Annotated in this window: 19 protein-coding genes; 9 read left to right on the forward strand and 10 right to left on the reverse strand. The window is 73.7% G+C overall.

All coding sequences use genetic code 11. The annotated features are described in order from the left end of the window. Positions 1-46: 46 nt before the first annotated feature. A complete protein-coding gene (locus RM812_RS31375; RefSeq protein ID WP_311580111.1) occupies positions 47-475 on the reverse strand; it encodes a VOC family protein in 429 nt (142 codons plus the stop codon). A gap of 185 nt (positions 476-660) precedes the next feature. On the opposite strand from RM812_RS31375, the gene RM812_RS31380 reads away from it, so the two are divergent. Together RM812_RS31380 and RM812_RS31385 are read left to right on the forward strand one after the other, a co-directional pair. Next, positions 661-1,305, forward strand: a complete 645-nt coding sequence (locus RM812_RS31380; RefSeq protein ID WP_311580114.1) for a LysE family translocator — start codon at positions 661-663, stop codon at positions 1,303-1,305. 225 nt (positions 1,306-1,530) lie between these two features. Next, positions 1,531-2,091, forward strand: a complete 561-nt coding sequence (locus tag RM812_RS31385) for a DinB family protein (RefSeq protein ID WP_311580116.1) — start codon at positions 1,531-1,533, stop codon at positions 2,089-2,091. 113 nt (positions 2,092-2,204) lie between these two features. Here the strand turns inward: RM812_RS31385 and RM812_RS31390 are convergent, their stop codons facing one another. The 4 genes from RM812_RS31390 to RM812_RS31405 all read right to left on the reverse strand — a co-directional run bounded on the left by RM812_RS31390 (position 2,205) and on the right by RM812_RS31405 (position 5,196). Further along, positions 2,205-2,630 (reverse strand): PPOX class F420-dependent oxidoreductase, encoded by a 426-nt coding sequence (locus RM812_RS31390; protein WP_311580119.1) that lies wholly within the window; start codon positions 2,628-2,630, stop codon positions 2,205-2,207. 126 nt (positions 2,631-2,756) lie between these two features. Continuing rightward, the gene (locus RM812_RS31395; RefSeq protein WP_311580122.1) at positions 2,757-3,647 is read right to left on the reverse strand and encodes an NAD(P)-dependent oxidoreductase; all 891 of its coding nucleotides are present in this window, start codon (positions 3,645-3,647) and stop codon (positions 2,757-2,759) included. Between the two features lie 70 nt (positions 3,648-3,717). Further along, the gene (locus RM812_RS31400) at positions 3,718-4,176 is read right to left on the reverse strand and encodes an SRPBCC domain-containing protein (protein ID WP_311580124.1); all 459 of its coding nucleotides are present in this window, start codon (positions 4,174-4,176) and stop codon (positions 3,718-3,720) included. A gap of 204 nt (positions 4,177-4,380) precedes the next feature. Next, positions 4,381-5,196 carry a TIGR02452 family protein gene (locus RM812_RS31405; protein WP_311580128.1) on the reverse strand — a complete coding sequence of 272 codons (816 nt, stop codon included), beginning with the start codon at positions 5,194-5,196 and terminating at the stop codon, positions 4,381-4,383. A 287-nt stretch (positions 5,197-5,483) separates the two neighbouring features. Here RM812_RS31405 and egtA point away from each other — a divergent pair, with 287 nt between their 5' ends. From egtA to egtD, 4 genes are read left to right on the forward strand one after another with little or no spacing between them, the layout of a single operon-like run. Further along, positions 5,484-6,785, forward strand: coding sequence for an ergothioneine biosynthesis glutamate--cysteine ligase EgtA (egtA, locus tag RM812_RS31410; RefSeq protein ID WP_311580130.1), 1,302 nt, complete (start codon positions 5,484-5,486; stop codon positions 6,783-6,785). Positions 6,786-6,796: 11 nt separating this feature from the next. Further along, positions 6,797-8,155: an ergothioneine biosynthesis protein EgtB gene (gene egtB / locus RM812_RS31415; protein WP_311580184.1), complete on the forward strand. Its 1,359-nt coding sequence runs from the start codon at positions 6,797-6,799 to the stop codon at positions 8,153-8,155. After that, positions 8,155-8,955, forward strand: coding sequence for an ergothioneine biosynthesis protein EgtC (gene egtC, locus RM812_RS31420; RefSeq protein WP_311580133.1), 801 nt, complete (start codon positions 8,155-8,157; stop codon positions 8,953-8,955). Before egtB ends, egtC begins: the two co-directional genes overlap by 1 nt. Continuing rightward, the gene (egtD, locus tag RM812_RS31425) at positions 8,952-9,914 is read left to right on the forward strand and encodes an L-histidine N(alpha)-methyltransferase (RefSeq protein WP_311580136.1); all 963 of its coding nucleotides are present in this window, start codon (positions 8,952-8,954) and stop codon (positions 9,912-9,914) included. The genes egtC and egtD overlap by 4 nt, the downstream gene beginning before the upstream one ends. Positions 9,915-9,970: 56 nt before the next feature. On the opposite strand, the gene RM812_RS31430 is transcribed toward egtD, so the two are convergent. Next, positions 9,971-11,233, reverse strand: a complete 1,263-nt coding sequence (locus RM812_RS31430; protein WP_311580138.1) for an extracellular solute-binding protein — start codon at positions 11,231-11,233, stop codon at positions 9,971-9,973. 270 nt (positions 11,234-11,503) lie between these two features. Here RM812_RS31430 and RM812_RS31435 point away from each other — a divergent pair, with 270 nt between their 5' ends. Next, positions 11,504-11,719 carry a dodecin gene (locus RM812_RS31435; RefSeq protein WP_311580141.1) on the forward strand — a complete coding sequence of 72 codons (216 nt, stop codon included), beginning with the start codon at positions 11,504-11,506 and terminating at the stop codon, positions 11,717-11,719. A 39-nt stretch (positions 11,720-11,758) separates the two neighbouring features. Here RM812_RS31435 and RM812_RS31440 read toward each other — a convergent pair whose 3' ends face one another. Further along, the gene (locus RM812_RS31440; RefSeq protein ID WP_311580144.1) at positions 11,759-12,250 is read right to left on the reverse strand and encodes a phosphatase domain-containing protein; all 492 of its coding nucleotides are present in this window, start codon (positions 12,248-12,250) and stop codon (positions 11,759-11,761) included. A gap of 79 nt (positions 12,251-12,329) precedes the next feature. On the opposite strand from RM812_RS31440, the gene RM812_RS31445 reads away from it, so the two are divergent. Continuing rightward, the gene (locus tag RM812_RS31445) at positions 12,330-13,349 is read left to right on the forward strand and encodes an LLM class flavin-dependent oxidoreductase (RefSeq protein WP_311580147.1); all 1,020 of its coding nucleotides are present in this window, start codon (positions 12,330-12,332) and stop codon (positions 13,347-13,349) included. Positions 13,350-13,412: 63 nt separating this feature from the next. After that, on the forward strand, positions 13,413-15,758 hold the full coding sequence (locus tag RM812_RS31450) for an excinuclease ABC subunit UvrA (RefSeq protein WP_311580150.1): 2,346 nt from the start codon (positions 13,413-13,415) through the stop codon (positions 15,756-15,758). Between the two features lie 46 nt (positions 15,759-15,804). On the opposite strand, the gene RM812_RS31455 is transcribed toward RM812_RS31450, so the two are convergent. From RM812_RS31455 to RM812_RS31465, 3 genes are all read right to left on the reverse strand, one after another. Beyond that, positions 15,805-16,722: a PRC and DUF2382 domain-containing protein gene (locus tag RM812_RS31455; protein ID WP_311580152.1), complete on the reverse strand. Its 918-nt coding sequence runs from the start codon at positions 16,720-16,722 to the stop codon at positions 15,805-15,807. 73 nt (positions 16,723-16,795) lie between these two features. Continuing rightward, positions 16,796-17,665 (reverse strand): lysophospholipid acyltransferase family protein, encoded by an 870-nt coding sequence (locus tag RM812_RS31460; protein ID WP_311580155.1) that lies wholly within the window; start codon positions 17,663-17,665, stop codon positions 16,796-16,798. Then, positions 17,665-18,435 carry a GNAT family N-acetyltransferase gene (locus tag RM812_RS31465; RefSeq protein WP_311580158.1) on the reverse strand — a complete coding sequence of 257 codons (771 nt, stop codon included), beginning with the start codon at positions 18,433-18,435 and terminating at the stop codon, positions 17,665-17,667. Before RM812_RS31465 ends, RM812_RS31460 begins: the two co-directional genes overlap by 1 nt. Positions 18,436-18,496 lie beyond the last annotated feature (61 nt).

Genomic DNA, 18,496 nt, shown 5'->3' on the forward strand with positions numbered 1-18,496 from the left:
GGCGCGAGCCTCCGACGGCGTGGGACCGTGCGGGTCCCCTCGGCGGTCAGCGTGCCCCGGGGACGTCTTCCGTGACGCCGTTCAGCGGCGAGGACGGGTCGCTGCCGTAGGGGCGGGTGAAGGCCTCCATGCCGTGCCCGGACGGGTCGGCGAAGTACACGCCCCGCCCGCCGTCGTTGCGGTTGATCCGGCGTGGATGCCGGCCGTGCGGGTCGGCCTGGAGGGGAACGCCGCCCTCGACGAGCCGGGCGAGGACCGCGTCGAACTCGTCCTCCGAGACGAGGAACGCGTAGTGCTGCACGGGGATGTCGATGTCGACGGTGGCGAAATCGAGGGTGACGCCGTTGGCGGTCGTCACGGGCAGGAACATTCCGGCCGGCTCGCCGACCTCCAGCCCCAGGATTCCGGCGAGGAAGTGGGCGGACTTCTCCCGGTCGCGGGAGAGGACGATGGTGTGGTTGAACTCGACTGACACGGGTCAATGCCTCCACGGGCATCTCCGCGGCGCCTCCATGCCTCACCCGGACGGTGACCGGCACGCGATGCCGCGCCGTGGATCCTAGACGGGGCCCTCCGGGCTGTCGAGGGTCCCGTTCCGAGGTGCCGGCACATGGAGAAATCCCGTGGCAGGCGGCGTCCGCCCCGTGCTTGCATGACGGCATGGTGTCCCCCGACCGGCTGCTCGCCTTCGCGGCGCTGTCGTTCCTCCTCGTCGTGGTCCCCGGCCCCAGCGTGCTGTTCGTGATCGGGCGGGCACTCGCGCGGGGCCGTCGCGCCGCGCTCACCACGGTGGTGGGGAACACGCTCGGGGCGTACGTCCTCGTCGTCGCCGTCGCCCTGGGCGTCGGCTCGGTCGTGGAGCGCTCGGTCGTCGTCTTCACCGTCCTCAAACTGGCGGGCGCCGCCTACCTCGTCCACCTCGGAGTCAGGGCGTGGCGCGAACGCGACTCCCTGCGGGCCGCGTTCGCCGGTGACGCCGAGGCGCACGCCGGTCGGCGGCGCACCTTCTGGGAGGGGTTCGCCGTCGGCGTGACCAACCCCAAGACCGTCGTGTTCTTCGCGGCCGTGCTGCCGCAGTTCGTCGACCGGGACCAGGGTGGGACCGCCGTGCAGATGCTGCTGCTCGGGCTGGTCTTCAACCTCGTCGCGGTGGCCTGCGACAGCCTGTGGGGGCTGCTCGCGGCCGGAGCGCGCGACTGGTTCGCGCGTTCGCCGCGCCGGCTGTCCGCGGTCGGCGGGGTGGGCGGTCTGGCCATGATCGGGCTCGGCGTCACGGTGGCCGCCACCGGGGGTCAATACACCTAGTGCCGCGGCAGGCAACGTTTGCCCGGTAAGGAGCGGCGTCCGGTGCGTGCTCTCGGCGTGCCGGCCGGAAGCCCTCGTACTGGACGTACTCGGGCTTTCGGCCGGTGCGGCGAGAGTGCGTGCCGGGCGTCGCGACGGGGCGAACGTTGCCTGTTGCGGCACTAGAGGGTCACTTCACCGCGGGTGCACGGGGAGTCCGGCCCCGCACGGACGAACAGGGAAAGCATGAGTGACGAACCCGCACGATGGACCCGGGCGACCACCTACCCCGACATGTGGGTCGACCCGGACCACGACCCCCGCCACAGCGGCGGTGCCGGTCCGGAAGGCGAGCTCGCGACGCTGGAGGACTTCCTCACGGGCTACCGCATGACCCTGCGGATGAAGTGCGAGGGCCTGGACCCGGAGCAACTGGCCCGCCGGTCGGTCCCGCCGTCGACGATGTCGCTGCTCGGCCTGATACGGCACCTCGCCGAGGTGGAACGGGACTGGCGCAACTGGATCACCGACGGAGATCCGCTGCCGATGCTGTACGGCGAGGACGACGGGGACTTCGACGGGGTCGTCGCGGAGCAGGCCGAGGTCGACGCCGCGTACGCGGCTCTGGAGCGTGAGCAGGCCGCGACGGACGCCGCGCTGGCCGCACATCCCGATCTGGGCGAGCGGCTGGGGAAGGACGGAAGCTCGGTCCGGGAGTTGATGGTGCACCGGATCGAGGAGTACGCCCGTCACTGCGGGCACGCCGACCTGTTGCGCGAGTGCGTCGACGGAAGGGTGGGCCAGTAACGCCGACGGCAGGCCGGGCCGGTGACGAGGGCCGAAGGCCGCCCGTCGCCGGTCATGCCGCCGCCTTCAGGGCGGGTGCGCGCCCCGCGTCGGCGCGTCCCGCCCACCGGGGCTCAGGTGGACGCCTGATCGCTGTCCTTCATCGCACCCCAGCCGTGCCAGCGCTCGACCTCGATCCAGGCGCTGACCCGGGCGCGGACCCGGTCCGGGTAGGGCTTGCCCGTGTACTGCGTGGAGAGGCGGTCGATGCCGGTGAGCTCCTCGTCGTCGCGGGTCTCGACGACGCGGCCGATGAGGGTGACGTGCGTGTACCAGTCGTCGCCCGCGAGCACGGTGAGGCTCACGCGCGGGTCGCGGCGGAGGTGCTTCAGGCGTACCCGGCCCTCGTCGAGGTTGATCAGCACGCGGCCGTCGTCCTCCCACAGGTACCAGGTGGGCGTGGAGACGGGGGCGCCGTCCGAGCGGAGGGTGGCCATGACGCACGGGTTGGGGCGGCGCAGCAGTTCGACCGCCTCGGGCGGCAGCGGCGGCTTGGACATGCGGACTCCTTCAGTCGTGGCTCGTTGCCTTGGTCTTGGCGTGTTCCCGGGGCTGTTCGGTGTTCGGGACGCCCGTTCACCCGGTACCCCGGACGCGGTCAGTCGTACGTGGTCAGTCGGACGCGGTCAGTCGGACGCCTTCTCGTCGAAGCTGGCGAAGTACGCCGCCGCCATGTCCTCGCCGCCGTGCCCCTGCGCGGCGGCGCGCTCCAGGCGTTCGGCGCCGGCGGCGGCGATGTCCAGGCGAACGCCGTTGGCCTCGCCGGCCTCCACGATCAGCCGCGCGTCCTTCGCGGCGGTGGTGACGGCGAACTGGGGCGGGATCAGGGCATCGTCGCGGATCAGGCCGGCCTTGGCGCGCAGGTAGCCCATGTCGAGCGGGCCGCCGGCGATGGCGTCGAAGAAGCCGTCGGGGTCCACGCCCAGTGCCTTGGAGAGTGCCAGGACCTCGCCGACCGCGTTGGTGGCGGCGAGGACCCAGCTGTTGGCCACCAGCTTCAGCCGGGTGGCGCTGCCGGCGGCGCCGTCCTCGCCGGTCCACACCGTGCGGGAGCCGACGGCGTCCAGGACAGGCGCCACCGCGTCCCGCGCGTCGGCCGGACCCGCGGCCAGGACCAGCAGCCGGCCGGACTCGGCGGGCTCGCGGGTGCCGAGGACGGGTGCGTCGAAGAAGACGAGGCCGTGTTCGTGGGCGAAGGCGGCCAGGTCGGCGACCGCGTCGACGCCGGCCGTGGTCGACTGCACCCACGCGGTGCCGGGGCTGAGGCCGGGGACGGCCTGCCGCATGACGTCGAGGGCGGCCGGGCCGTCGTACAGCATGGTGAGGACGACGTCGGCGCCCCGTACGGCCTCCGCGGGGGCGCCGGCGATGTGCGCACCGTCGGTGGCCAGCGGTTCGGCCTTGTCCCGGCTGCGGTTCCAGGCCCGGACGGTGTGTCCGGCGCGGGCGAGGTTGCGGGCCATCGCGGCGCCCATGATGCCGGTGCCCAGGACACTGACGGTGAGCTTGTCGGTCATGACGTCGGCTTTCTGTGCTCGTACGGTGGGTGGTCGGTGATCCGGCCCCCGGGGCGGTGGAGTCCGGTGGTCAGCCGGCCACCGTTCCGCGGGCGGCGCGGACCGGGCCGTCCGGCCAGGCCTGACCACTGCGCATCGGGTGCGGCGTCCGCCGCGCGAGTTCGGCGGCGGGCCGGCCGGACCCGGACTCCTGGGGGGAGTTCCGGACCCGGCCGCCGGACAGGCCCTCCACCGGCCGGGCGTGCGGCACGTCGAGCCGCTCCTCGGGCGAGCCGCCCCGCTTCGCCGTCCAGGACGGCCGGCCGGGCATCCCCGCGGCGGGTGGTCGGCCTTCGACGACCCGCGCGTCCAGGGCCGGGAAACCGGATGCGGCGCAGCCGAACACGGTGTCCTGGCTCGGTTCGGGGCCGTCGGCGGCCGTCCGGCCCCGGACGATCACCTCGTTGGGGACGAAGTCGTCGCCGGTGCCCGGGAGGTGCTTCCCCGGGAGGTGCTTCCCCGGCCGGTTGATCGCGTTCGGCGTGGTCATGGGTGCGTCGCGTCCCTTCGGTGTCCCTGGCTGCATGGTTGCCGCTCGGGGTGGCCGCTGCCACTCGGCGGCAGGACCGCCTGCCCCCGGGACACGACAGGGCGGCGCCGCGAGGCCCGTGCCCTGGACCGGACACGGTTCGACCTCGCACGGCAGCGTCCGCGGGAGCACCACGGCTGGAGCCGACGCCCTCGCCGCCGTCCGCTACCGGCCCTCGGGGAAGGCACGTACGAACGCCTCCCGGACCGTGCCGCCCGGCGTGCGGTCCAGGATGCCGAACGTCACCTGCTCGAAGGCCGACGCGAACCGTCCGCCGGGCCCGAGCAGGGTCCGGAACGCGCCCGCGACGTCGGCCGGGTCGTTGCGGAACACCCCGCACCCCCAGGCACCCAGCACCAGCCGCCGGTACCTCTGGGCCGCCGCCGTCTCCAGCACCCGCTCGGCGCGCACCGCCAGCGCGGCGCGCAGCTCGCCGGCCCGCTCCGGGGCGCTGCGCCGCACCACGCCCGCGTTCGGCGCGGCGGCGGTGAGGAACCCGGCGGTGAACGGCCGGTCCAGCAGCCGTCCGCGGTCGTCGCGGAAGACCGGCACGGCGGGTGAGTGGATGACGCGGTCGGTGTAGAACGGGTCGCGGTGGGCGCGGTGGTGGTCGTAGAAGTCGCGGGCCCGCAGCAGGCAGGTGTAGAGCGCGGAGGCCCTGCACAGGGCCTCCTCCTGGGCCTGGGCGCCGTTCAGGTAGCCACCGCCGGGGTTGCGGGCGGAGGCGAAGTTCAGTACGGCGACCTCGCCGCCGAGGCGGTGGGCGGCCTCCAGGCTGCTCTCGCCGGTGACCTCGAAGACCGTCCGCACCGGGGTGGACGGGGGCACCTCCACGGGCCCCGGTCCGTACATCCGCGTGCCCTCGCGTGCCCTCTCGACCGCCGCCCCGATCGGCACCTCGCGCCCGTCGGCCGTGCGGTAGGACCCCGCCGTCACGATCTGCTCGGTCTGCTGTGCGATGCCCCGCAGGCGCGCGCTCACGGCGCCACCCCCGTGGACGCCGTGCCCGCGCGCCGCGCGGTCTCCCCCGTCGTGCTCATGAGGGAATCCTGGGTGATGCTGGTGAGGCGGTGCAACGGAGTTTCCCGGCCCGGGAACGCCGGGGAAAGCCCCCGGAAACGGACGGGGCGTGGAGACTACCGAGCTGGAACGTCCCGTTATGCACCCTTGTGCCGAGCGGCGTGACGGACTTGGGTGGGACGAGTGTGCCGGCCCGGCCCACCGATGAAGGGGCCGGCGGCATGGTGGAATCTCAGGAGGATCCCGACATGTCCGATTCGGTAAGTGGCTGCATCAGGCCACGCACCGCCGTCAGCGAAGCCGAGGTCGAGGCGCTGGTCCACGGCATCTGCTTCAAGACCGGCCCGCCCCGGCGTCTCGGCGTCGAGGTGGAATGGCTCGTCCACGAGCTGCGCGCGCCGCGGCTCCCCGTGACACCCGAACGACTCGACGCGGTCTACGCCGCGTTGGAGACCGTGCCCCTGACGTCGCCGCTGACCATCGAGCCCGGCGGCCAGCTGGAGCTGAGTTCGCTCCCCGCCGCCTCCCTGATGGAGTGCATCGGCACCGTCTCCGCCGACCTGGACGCCGTCCGCGCGGTCCTGCGCGAGCACGGTCTCGCCCTCGTCGGCCTGGGCCACGACCCCTGGCAGACGCCCCGCCGGTTCCTGCGCCAGCCACGCTACGACGCCATGGAGGCCTGCCTCGACCGCACCGGTCCCGCGGGCCGCTTCATGATGTGCACCTCCGCGTCCGTGCAGGTGTGCGTGGACGCCGGGTACGAGGAGCCCGGCCCGCTCGGCCATGTGCGCCGCTGGTGGCTGGCCCACCAGCTGGGCGCGGTCCTGGTGGCCGCGTTCGCCAACTCCCCGCTGGCCGGCGACCGGCCCACCGGCTGGCGGTCCACCCGGCAGCTGCGCTGGGCGCAGATAGGCACCGGCCGCGCGGGCGGCCCCCCGTTGGACACCGACCCGCGCGGCACCTGGACCCGGCACGTCCTGGACGCCCCGGTGATGTGCGTACGCCGGGACGGCGGGCCCTGGGACGTACCGGAGGGTCTGACCTTCCGGGAGTGGACCAGGACCCGGGCGCCGAGACCACCGACGCGGGAGGATCTCGACTACCACCTCACCACGCTGTTCCCGCCGGTCAGGCCGCGCGGCCACCTGGAGCTGCGCATGATCGACGCGCAGCCCGGGGACGACGGCTGGATGGTGCCGCTCGCCGTGACGGCGGCGCTGTTCGACGACCCGGAGGCCACCGAGACCGCCTACCGGGCCGTGAAGCCCCTCGCCGAGCGCACGCTCGGGCGGCCGGCTCCGCACAACCCGCTGTACCGGGACGCGGCCCGCGACGCCCTCACCGATCCGGAGCTGCGCGAGGCGGCCGTCACGTGCTTCACGGCGGCGCTCGCCGCCCTGCCCCGACTCGGCGCCACGACCGAGGTGACGGACGCCGTCGCGGCGTTCCTGGAGCGCCATGTCCTGCGGGGCCGCTGCCCCGCCGACGATCTGCTGGATCTGCTGGACGGCGCGAGCCGTGGCCCGCACGGGAGGGAGACCCGCTCATGACCGACCCCGCCATGGAGACCGCCATCACCGACTCCGCCGTCGACACCGCCACCGCAGACTCCGCCGTCGACGCCGAGGCCCTGCGGGAGCGGGCCCTGGCCACGCTGGTCACCGCCCGCGAGCGCACCACTCTGCTGACGAGCTGCGTGGAGGGCCCCGACCTGACCGCCCAGGTGTCGCCACTGATGTCCCCGCTGGTGTGGGACCTGGCGCACATCGGCAACCAGGAGGAGCAGTGGCTGCTGCGCGCCGTCGCCGGGCAGGAGGCGATACGGCCCGAGATCGACAGCCTGTACGACGCCTTCGAGCATCCGCGCGCCAAGCGCCCCGAACTGCCGCTGCTGTCGCCCGCCGAGGCCCGCCGGTACGCCGCCGACGTGCGCGGGCGGGCACTGGAAGTACTGGAGGCGACCTCGTTCCACGGTACGCGGCTGACGGAGGCCGGCTTCGCCTTCGGAATGATCGCCCAGCACGAGCAGCAGCACGACGAGACGATGCTGATCACCCATCAGCTCCGCAAGGGCCCACCGGCCCTGACCGCCCCGGACCCGTCCCCCGTCCCCCTGTTCACCGGGCCGGCGGAGGTCCTGGTGCCCGGTGGTCCGTTCACGATGGGCACCTCCACCGAGCCGTGGGCCCTGGACAACGAACGTCCCGCGCACCGGCGCGAGGTGGCGCCGTTCTTCATCGACACCACGCCGGTCACCAACGGCGCGTACCAGGCGTTCATCGACGACGGCGGCTACGACGACCCCCGCTGGTGGACGCCACGGGGCTGGGAGCACATCCGCCGGCAGTCCATCACCGCCCCGCTGTTCTGGCGCCGCGACGGCGGGCAGTGGCTGCGGCGCCGCTTCGGGGTCACCGAGGCGGTGCCGGCCGACGAGCCGGTGGTGCACGTGTGCTGGTACGAGGCCGACGCGTACGCCCGCTGGGCCGGGCGGCGGCTGCCCACCGAGGCCGAGTGGGAGAAGGCCGCCCGGTACGACCCGGCCGGCGACCGCTCGGCCCGCTACCCGTGGGGCGACGCCGACCCGGGCCCGGAGCACGCCAACCTCGGCCAGCGCCACCTTCGTCCGGCGCCCGCCGGCAGCTATCCGGCCGGGGAGTCGCCGCTCGGCGTACGGCAGTTGATCGGCGATGTCTGGGAGTGGACGTCGAGCGACTTCGCCCCGTACCCGGGCTTCCGGGCGTTCCCGTACAAGGAGTACTCGGAGGTGTTCTTCGGGCCCGACCACAAGGTGCTGCGCGGCGGTTCCTTCGCCGTGGACGCGGTGGCCTGCCGGGGAACGTTCCGCAACTGGGACTATCCGATCCGGCGGCAGATCTTCTCCGGGTTCCGCACCGCCCGGTCGGCGGGGGCCGCCTGATGTGCCGACACCTCGCCTACGTGGGACCGGCGCAGTCACTCGGCCGGGTCCTCGTGGATCCGCCGCACGCCCTGTACCGCCAGTCCTGGGCACCCCGGCACCAGCGGTACGGCACGGTCAACGCCGACGGGTTCGGCGTCGGCTGGTACGCCGAGGGCGACCCGGTGCCGGCGCGCTACCGGCGGGCCGGGCCGATCTGGGCGGACCAGTCCTTCGCCGACCTGGCCCGGGTCGTACGCACCGGCGCGCTGCTCGCCGCCGTACGCGACGCGACGCTGGCGGGCGCCGACGCCGAGGCCGCCGCGGCCCCGTTCGCCGCGGGGACCTGGCTGTTCAGCCACAACGGCGCGGTGGCGGGCTGGCCCGGCTCGCTGGCGCGGGTGGCCGGCACGCTGCCGCCCGAGGAGCTGTTGTCGCTGGAGGCCCGCAACGACTCGGCGCTCGTGTGGGCGCTGGTCCTGGCCCGGCTGCGCGCCGGGGACGACCAGGGCCGGGCCCTCGCCGAGACGGTCCTGGAGACCGCCGCCGCGGCCCCCGCCTCCCGGCTCAACCTGCTGCTCACGGACGGCGCCACCATCACGGCCACCACCTGGGGCGACACCCTGTGGTACCTGAGCCGTCCCGGCGACGGCACGGCCGTCGCCTCGGAGCCCTACGACGACGACCCGCACTGGCAGGAGGTCCCCGACCGCACCCTGCTCACGGCGAGCCGCACGGACGTGCTGCTCACCCCGCTCAAGGACCCGGGCGAGCCCGCCCCCGCAGACGCTTTCGCACCTGAGAAGGAGCCCCGCACGTGAGCCCGTTCCGCCTCACCCGCACGCTGCCCGAGGACGCCACGGACGCCGCCTTGCGCGCCGACGTCCTGGCGGGCCTGACGGGCACGCCCAAGTGGCTGCCGCCCAAGTGGTTCTACGACGCGCGGGGCAGCGAGCTGTTCGAAGAGATCACCGCCCTGCCCGAGTACTACCCGACCCGGGCCGAGCGGGAGATCCTCGTCGACCGGGCCCACGAGATCGCCGCGGCGACCGGCGCCCGCACCCTGGTCGAGCTGGGCTCCGGCTCCTCGGAGAAGACGCGGTTCCTGCTCGACGCACTGACCGGGCTGCGCGCGTACGTGCCGGTCGACGTCAGTGAGAGCGCCCTCACCCAGGCCGGCGAGGCGCTCGTCGCCGAGCGGCCGGACCTCCAGGTGCACGCGCTGATCGCCGACTTCACCGGCGGGCTGGCGCTGCCGGGGACGCCGGGGCCCCGGCTGGTGGCCTTCCTCGGCGGCACGATCGGCAACCTGCTGCCCGGTGAGCGCGCCGCGTTCCTGTCCGCCGTGCGTGCGCTGCTCTCCCCCGGCGACGCCCTGCTGCTGGGCACGGACCTGGTCAAGGACGAGCGGGTGCTGGTCCGGGCGTACGACGACGCGGCCGGGGTGACGGCCGAGTTCAACAAGAACGTGCTGTCCGTGATCAACCGGGAACTGGGCGCCGACTTCGTGCCGACGGCCTTCGACCACGTGGCGCTGTGGAACGCCGAACGGGAATGGATCGAGATGCGGCTGCGCTCGCGCACGGCGCAGACGGTCAAGGTCCAGGCGCTCGACCTGGCCGTGGACTTCACCGACGGGGAGGAGCTGCGCACCGAGGTGTCGGCGAAGTTCCGGCAGGAGGGCGTGCGCGCCGAACTGGCCGCGGCCGGTCTGGAGCTCGCCCACTGGTGGACGGACGCCGAGGACCGTTTCGCGCTGTCGCTGAGCGTGGTGCGTTGAGCGTGGTGCCCTGAGCGTCGTGCCTGAGCGTGGCGCGCCGACCGGGCGGCGGCGCGTCAGCGCGCGTCGAGGTCCAGCTGCTCGGTGATGCGGGCGGAGGCCTTGCGGGCCTCCGTCTTCGCGTCCGCCCCGGTGAGCACCTTGGTCATGTACTCCTTGATCGGGTTGTCCGCCTCGACCGCGCCCCACGTGGGCGTACCGGGGGTCGCCCGGCCCTGTGCGGCGCCGGCCGCCATGGCCGCGACCCCCTCCTCGTCCGCGACGGCCTTGGCGAGCGTCGTCTTGTTCGGGACGTAGTTCATGGTGCGGGCCAGGTCGGTGTTCCACTTGGCGCCCGCGAGCGCGTCGACCACGGCGAGGGCGCCGTCCCGGGTGTCGGTGTTCCTCGGGACGACGAGGTCGGAGCCGCCGGTGAAGACCGCGCCGGGCTTGTCGGCGCTCTTGCCGGGCACCGGGAAGAAGCCGAGTTTCCCCTTGAGTCCGGGGTTCTCGCGCACGATCGACTGGGCGAGCCCCGGCACCGCGACGATCTGGGCAACCTGTCCCCGGGCGAACACCCCGGCCTGCGGCGGGTGCTCCTCGTCGGCGTCCAGCGGGCCGTCGCCCAGGGCCTGCAGTTCGCGGTAGAAGTCCATGCCGCGCAGGGCGGCCTCGGAGTCCAGGGCGCCGGTCCAGACGCCGCCGTCCTGTCTGGCCAGTTCGCCGCCCTCGTCCCAGATGAAGCCGGAGAGCGTGTACCAGTCCTGCCCGGCCAGGTAGATGCCCTGGTCGCCGCCCGAGTCGAGCTGTTCGGTGGCGGTGAGCCACTCCTCGCGGGTGTGGGGCGGCCGGGTGATGCCGGCCTTCTCGAACAGGTCCTTGCGGTAGATGACCACCCGGTTGGCGGCGTACCAGGGGATGCCGAACTGCTGGGACAGCCACTGCCCGGGTTCGGCGAGGCCCGGCAGCCACTCGCGGATGCCCCAGTCGCGCATCGACTCCAGCGTCAGGTCGTGCAGCCGCCCGCCCTCCGCGTACTGCGGGACCTGGGTGTTGCCGACCTCGATGACGTCGGGTCCGTCCGTGCCGTCGGCCTTCAGCGCGGCCTGTACCTTGTCGCCGATGCCGGTCCACTCCTGGATGCGGATGTCGAGGTCCAGGTCGGGGTGCTCGCGCTCGAACTCCTCGGTGAACCGCCCCAGGAAGTCCTGCGAGGCACTGTCCTTCATCAGCCACACGGTGACGGTGCGCCGTTCGCTCCCGCCGTCCTGCGACATCAGGCCGCAGCCGCTGAGCAGGGAGGCGGACACACAGACAAGAGCGAGGAGGCGACGTCTCACGAGGGGGTCCTTCTGTCTGACGGACAGGGGGCGGAGGCGGACAGGGATGTCCTGCGCACGCGAAGGGAGACCCGACGTGGGGGACGAGCCCGAGGCTCGAACGGGTGTCTGGGATTTTGGTATGGACCAATGGGAAGGTCAAGGGGGGAACGGCCCGAACCACCCGACGCCTCGCGCCACGTCGCGGCTTGGGGCACGGTGGAGTGACGCATGACACATGGCGTGCGACACACGACACCGCACCACCGCCCCGCAGAAGGGAGCACCCGCATGTCGAACCACACCTACCGGGTCACCGAGATCGTCGGCACCTCGCCCGACGGCGTCGACCGGGCCATCCGCAACGGCATCTCCCGCGCCTCGCAGACCCTGCGCAACCTGGACTGGTTCGAGGTGACCCAGGTGCGCGGCCAGATCGAGGAAGGGGAGGTCGCACACTGGCAGGTCGGATTGAAGCTCGGATTCCGCCTGGAGGAGTCGGGCTGACGGCCCTGGCCGCACTCCCCTCCCGGTTCACCCGGACGGTCAGGTGCGGCCCTCGCGCTCCTGCGCGATCCGCAGCTCGGCCGACCGGGCCGCCCAGCGTGCCCGGACGACGGTGAATCCGGCCCGTTCGGCGTCGTCGCACACCAGCTCGTCGTCGTCCACGAGGACACGCACCTCACGGGTGCGGGCGAGCCGGCCCAGGATCTCCAGCTTGGTGCGGCGGGCGGGCCGGCGGTCGGCGTTGCCCCGCATGTGCACGGGCCCCTCCGGCAGGCCGTGCGCGGCCAGCCAGTCGAGCGTGTCGCGGCGGCAGCGCTCGGGACGCCCGGTCAGGTAGACGATCTCGCACTCGTCGGCGCTCTCGAGCACCAGCGCGATGCCCTCCGCGAGCGGCGGATCGTGCGGCGCGGCGGCGAAGAAGGCGTCCCAGTCCCGCGGCCGGCGCTCCAGGAACCGCTGCCGGTGCGCGGTGTCGGCGAGGGTGTTGTCCAGGTCGAACACGGCCAGCGGGGGCCTGCTGCTGTCGGTCACCCGCCCCACCCTAGGCGCCCCGCCGGGAAACCTGGCGCCCCGCCGGGAATCCTGGCGCCCCGCAGACGTTGAACCCGGTGTGAGCTCCCTGATCGCGAACACCCGGTTCTCCGTCCTCGACCGCTCCCGCATCCGCGAGGGCCACACCGGCGCTCAGGCGTTGCGTGACACGGTGCGACTGGCACGGGAGGCGGAGCGGCTCGGCTACCACCGGTTCTGGGTGTCGGAGCACCACGGTGTGCCCGGGGTGGCCGGCTCGGCGCCGACCGTGCTGGCCGCCGCCGTGGCCGGCGCCACGCGGAGCATCCGGGTCGGCACCGGCGGCGTGATGCTGCCCAATCACCGGCCCCTGGTCGTCGCGGAGCAGTTCGGCGTGCTGGAGTCCCTCTTCCCCGGCCGGATCGACATGGGGCTCGGCCGCTCGGTGGGCTTCACCGACGGCGTGCGGAAGGCGCTGGGCCGGGACAAGGGGGACGCCGAGGACTTCGACGCCCAACTGGCCGAGCTGCTCGGCTGGTTCCGGGGCACCTCGCCCACGGGCGTGCACGCCCGGCCCGCGGAGGGGCTGACCGTGCCGCCGTTCGTGCTGGCCATGGGCGAGGGCGCGGCGGTCGCCGCCCGAGCGGGCCTGCCGATGGTCATCGGCGACCTGCGCGACCGCGACCGGATGCGCCGGGGCATCGACCGCTACCGCGCGGGCTTCCGTCCCTCCGAGTGGAGCCCGCAGCCGTACGTCGTCGTCTCCGGCACGATCGCCGTGGCCGGCACCCCCGAGGCGGCCCGACGGCTGCTGGTCCCGGAGGCCTGGTCCATGGCCCACGCCCGCACCCGCGGCTCCTTCCCTCCCCTGCCCCCGGCCGAGGAGGTCGAGGCCCGGACGACGACCGCCAAGGAACGCGACCTCTACGAGTCCGGTCTGGCCGGCCACATCGCCGGCACCGAGGAACAGGTCGCCGACGAACTGGAGTCGCTCCTGAAGGACACGGGCGCGCAGGAGGTCCTGATCACCACCAGCACGTACGACCGAGAGGCACTGCTGGACTCCTACCGGCGGCTCGCCCGCGTCGTCGGCGCGGGGACGTCCGCCGCACCGGCGTAGAATCGCGGGGTTTGTCCCACCGGCCCACCGGCCGACGCCGAAGACCGTACGGAGTTCCCCGCGATGCACAGCCCCCACGACCCGTACGTCCGGGTGCGCGACGCCCGTGAGCACAACCTCAAGGGCGTGGATGTGGACATCCCGCGGGACGTGGTGGCCGTGTTCACCGGTGTGTCGGGCTCGGGGAAGTCGTCGCTGGCGTTCGGCACGGTCTACGCGGAGGCGCAGCGGCGTTACTTCGAGTCGGTCGCGCCCTACGCCCGCCGGCTGATCCACCAGGTCGGCGCCCCGAAGGTCGGCGAGGTCACCGGGCTGCCGCCCGCCGTGTCGCTGCAACAGCGCCGCGCGGCGCCGACGTCCCGTTCCTCGGTCGGTACGGTCACCAACCTGTCCAACTCCCTGCGGATGCTGTTCTCCCGGGCCGGTGACTACCCGCCGGGCGCGGCGCGGCTCGACTCCGACGCCTTCTCGCCCAACACGGCGGCCGGGGCGTGCCCCGAGTGCCACGGGCTCGGCCGGGTGCACCGTACGACCGAGGAGCTGCTGGTCCCGGACCCCTCGCTGTCCGTCCGGGACGGCGCGATCGCCGCGTGGCCCGGCGCCTGGCAGGGCAAGAACCTGCGCGACATCCTCGGCGCCCTCGGGTACGACGTGGACCGGCCGTGGCGCGAGCTGCCCGCCGAGCAGCGGCAGTGGATCCTGTTCACGGACGAGCAGCCGGTGGTCACGGTGCACCCCGTGCGGGAGGCGGGCCGCATCCAGCGGCCGTACCAGGGCACGTACATGAGCGCCCGCCGGTATGTGATGAAGACGTTCTCGGACTCCAAGAGCGCCACGCTGCGGGCGAAAGCGGAGCGCTTCCTCACCGGTGCGCCCTGCCCCGTCTGCGGCGGCGGCCGGCTGCGGCCGGAGGCCCTGGCGGTGACCGTCGGCGGCCGCACCATCGCGGAGCTGGCCGCACTGCCGCTCACGGAACTCACCGCGGCGCTGCCGACGAACAGCGAGACGGCCCGGGTGCTGACCGGGGACCTCACCTCCCGCATCGCGCCCGTCGTCGAGCTGGGGCTCGGCTATCTGAGCCTCGACCGTCCGGCGCCCACCCTGTCGGCGGGCGAGCTGCAGCGGCTCCGGCTGGCCACGCAGCTGCGGTCCGGGCTGTTCGGGGTCGTCTACGTCCTGGACGAGCCGTCCGCGGGACTGCACCCGGCGGACACCGAGGCGCTGCTGACGGTGCTGGAGCGGCTGAAGGCCGCCGGCAACTCGGTGTTCGTGGTGGAGCACCACCTCGGCGTGATGCGCGGCGCCGACTGGATCGTGGACGTCGGTCCGCGCGCCGGCGAGCACGGCGGGCGGGTGCTGTACAGCGGCCCGGTGCCCGGGCTGGCCGACGTCGGGGACTCCGCGACGGCCCGCCACCTCTTCGACCGCTCCCCCGCTCCCGTCCGCGAGGTACGCGCTCCTCGGGGCGGCGTGACGGTCGGTCCCGTCACCCGGCACAACCTGCGCGGGGTGACCGCACGGTTCCCGCTCGGCGTGCTCACCGCGGTGACGGGCGTGTCCGGCTCCGGGAAGTCGACGCTCATCGGCGAGATCACGCAGGACCTGCCCGGGGTGGGCCGGCTGGTCCTGGTCGACCAGCGGCCGATCGGACGCACCCCGCGCTCCAACCTGGCCACGTACACGGGCCTGTTCGACGTCGTACGCAAGGTCTTCGCGGCCACCGACCAGGCACGGGAACGGGGTTACGGTGTCGGCCGCTTCTCCTTCAACGTGCCCGGGGGCCGCTGCGAGACCTGCCAGGGCGAGGGCTTCGTCAGCGTCGAGCTGCTGTTCCTGCCCAGCACGTACGCGGCCTGCCCGGACTGCGGCGGGGCGCGGTACAACCCCGCGACGCTCGAAGTGGCGTACCGGGGGCGGAACATCGCCGAGGTGCTGGACCTGACGGTGGAGGACGCGGCGGAGTTCTTCGCGGACACCGAGGCGGTGGCGCGCAGCCTGGCCGCGCTGCTCGACGTCGGGCTGGGCTACCTGCGGCTCGGCCAGCCGGCGACCGAGCTGTCCGGCGGGGAGGCGCAGCGCATCAAGCTGGCGAGCGAGTTGCAGCGGGGGCGCCGCGGCCACACCCTGTATCTCCTCGACGAACCGACGACCGGTCTGCACCCGGCCGACGTCGAGGTGCTGATGCGCCAGTTGCACGGTCTGGTCGACGCCGGACACACGGTCGTCGTCGTCGAGCACGACATGACCGTGGTGGCGGGTGCCGACCACGTGATCGACCTGGGTCCGGGCGGCGGCGACGCGGGTGGTCGGATCGTCGCCGCGGGACCGCCGGCCGAGGTGGCGCGGGTGGGCGCGAGTGCCACCGCCCCGTACCTGGCACGGGCCGTGGACGGCGGGACGCACCGGTGAAGCCGCTTCACCGGCGCACGTCCTCGCGGTGACGGCCCGGCGGCGGCTACGTGCGGCCCCGCCGCCTGTCGTCGTCCTCCTCGGCGATGTCCTCCGTGATGGCCTCGATCCGCTCCTTGCGTACCCGCCCGCGTACCGTCTCCTCCTCGGTGTGCTCCTCCGTGGTCATCCGGACGCGTTCCACCGGCACCGTCTCGGTCTCCACGACGGGGCGTTCGGCGTGCAGCGTGACCTCGTGCTCGGCCTCGCTGATCTCCGGGCCGGAGAGCGCGTCGCCACGGTTGGCCTCCGTGATCGGTTCGCGTTCCACCCGCACTTCCTCGTGGGTGACCGGAATGGTCTGCTGGACCTCTTCCGTGACCACGTACTTGCGCAGCCTGGCCCGGCCGGTCTCACGCCGTTCGACGCCGACGCGCATCTGCTCCTCGGAGCGGGTCATGGCGTCGTCCCCGCGCATGCCCGTCCGCTCGGAGGTGTCCCGGTAGCCGGCCTTTCCGCCCGCCGCACCGGCCATGCCGGCCGTTCCGGCGGCACCGGCCGCATCGGCCGCGCCCAATCCCGTGCCGGTGCCGGTGCCGGTCCCTGCGCCGGGGCCGGCGGCCCAGCGACCGTCGTCGGTCCGCTCGGCCTCGGACAGCACGCTGTCCCAGTTGATGCCGTAGTAGTCGTAGAGCCGGTGCTCCTCGGTCTCCGACAGATGGCCGCCCGCGTCGACGTCGACATTGGGTGCGTCCTTGACCTGGTCCTTGCGGTAGGGGACCTCGAGGTGGTTCTGCACCATCTCGGCGTCGCGGATGGGTACGAACGACTCTTTGGCGCCGAACATGCCCGTCCTGACGCTCACCCACTCGGGGCGCCCGGTCATGTCGTCGAAGAAGACGTGCTTGGCGTCGCCGATCTTGTTGCCGTCACCGTCGTAGACCGGCTGGTCCAGGACGTTGGCGATCTCTTCACGGGTGATCATCTGGCATCACCCTCCTTCCGGAGTGCCTGCCTTCCGGATGTCCGTCATCAGGCGTGCGAAAACGGAACATAACTCACAAAGCGCACATACTTTTCGAAGGTGCTTTCCTCCGGTGACCGTGCCGGAGAACCGGCACTCCGGGAGCGGCCGCGGCCTGCTGGGCGGCCTCGGCCAGTGAGCGGCGGTCGCGGTGGCGCCCGGGCGGGACGACGGGGCGCACCTCCACCTCGGCGGTCACCCCGCGCGCCGTCGCCACCCGCCACAGCGAGGCGAGCAGGGTGTCCTCGCCGACGAACGCGGGCGCCGTGCTCACCTCCCGCTCCGCGGTCCGGTACCGGATGCGGACCGGCTGGACCGGCACTCCGGCATCCAGGGCGGCCTGGAAGACGGCCCGGCGGTAGCTGCCCCGGGCACGTCCGCACCAGGTACTGCCCTCGGGGAAGGCGGCGACCGCGGCGCCCTCGCGCAGGGCCCGCGAGATCGCGGCGACCGTGTCCGGCAGGGCCCGCAGCCGGTCCCGTTCGATGAACAGCACGCCTGCGCGCGCGGCCGGCGGACCCGCCACCGGCCACCGCCGTATCTCGCTCTTGGCCAGCATCCGGGCGGGACGGACGGCGGCGAGCAGCGGGATGTCGAGCCAGGAGACGTGGTGGGCGACCAGGAGCAGCCCGCCGGCCGGCGCGGCGGCGCCCGTCATACGGACCCGGACGCCGAAGGCCCGCACGATCCACCGGCACCAGTGCCGCACCAGGGCGGCGGGGATCCTCCCCCGCGAGCGGGGGCGCCCTGGGCCGAGCGGCGACAGCACGATCGCGATCCCGACGAGGAGCAGCACGGCGACCGCCGCGAGCCGCAGCACGGCGCGCGGCACGGCCGCCACGTCCCGGCATCGTTCCACGCACGCCCCGGGGGTGCAGGGCGCGCTGGGCAGCCAGGCGCTCATCACGCCGGGACGAGCGAGAGGAAGCGCCGCAGATAGCGCGGGTCGACCCGGCTCATCGACAGCAGCACGTACAGGTCGGCGACACCGAAGTCCACGTCGTGCGCGGGCTCCCCGCAGACCCAGGCGCCGAGCCGGAGGTAGCCGCGCAGCAGGGCCGGCAGTTCGGTGCGGCCGGCGGGCGCCGCGGCGCGCGGGATCCACGGGAGCAGTGGCCGTACCCGGTACTCCTCGGGGGCCAGGTGCCTGGCCCGCACCCGGTCCCAGGTGCCCGACGCCAGGGCACCGCCGTCGGCGAGCGGGATCGAGCAGCAGCCGGCCAGCCACTCGTGGCCCCGGTCGGTCATGTAGCGGGCCAGCCCGGCCCATATGAGCCCGATGACGGCGCCGTCCCGGTGGCCGGGGTGCACGCAGGACCGGCCCACCTCGACCAGCCCGGGCCGGATCCCGTCCAGCGAGGCGAGATCGAACTCGCCCTGCGCGTACAACCGCCCGGCGACGGCCGCGCGCTCCGGCGGCAGCAGCCGGTAGGTCCCGACGACCTGTCCGGTCGTCTCCTCGCGCACCAGCAGGTGGTCGCAGTACGCGTCGAACGGGTCGATGTCGTACCCAGGCTGCGGGCTCGCCAGCAGGGCGCCCATCTCCCCGGCGAAGACGTCGTGCCGCAGCCGCTGCGCGGCCCGCACGTCCTCCTCGTCCCGGGCGAGGGTGACGGTGTAGCGGTGGGGTGCGGAGGGCTTCGGGGGGCGGTCTGCGGTCAGTACGCCGGTCATGGCACTCTCCTGGTCACGGGCCGGGGCGGCGGCGACGGACCGACGGTGTACGGCCCGACGC

This window comes from Streptomyces lancefieldiae (assembly GCF_031845825.1).
Classification (GTDB): domain Bacteria; phylum Actinomycetota; class Actinomycetes; order Streptomycetales; family Streptomycetaceae; genus Streptomyces; species Streptomyces lancefieldiae.